We start from the raw sequence: 268 nt of genomic DNA, 5'->3' as shown, positions 1-268 counted from the left end.
GCAGATGGCCGGCTTTGCGAAGGGCGGGTTCATCTCGCAGCCGGCCGTCGCCGGTTAAGGAGTAGCTGACATGGCAATGAGTGGTGGCCGCGATGACGGCGAACCGATGATGGAAATGAACACGACGCCGTTGATCGACGTCATGCTCGTGCTGCTGATCATGTTCATCATCACCATTCCGATCCAGACCCACGCGGTGAAGGTCGACCTGCCGGTCAACGACCCGAATGCGCGCAAGCCGCCGGTCGACCCGATCAAGAACAAGATC

The 268-nt window shown here is 60.1% G+C and carries 1 protein-coding gene; it reads left to right on the top strand.

Annotated elements, in window-relative coordinates; all coding sequences use genetic code 11:
- Positions 1-70: 70 nt before the first annotated feature.
- Positions 71-268: biopolymer transporter ExbD (locus CVH10_RS21010; protein ID WP_181244611.1), on the top strand; the 198-nt coding region annotated here is incomplete at its 3' end.

Source organism: Halomonas sp. ND22Bw (assembly GCF_003011945.1).
GTDB lineage: Bacteria > Pseudomonadota > Gammaproteobacteria > Pseudomonadales > Halomonadaceae > Halomonas > Halomonas halophila.
The sequence above is the reverse complement of the archived record's forward strand: the minus strand, read 5'-3'. Positions and strand labels throughout refer to the sequence as shown.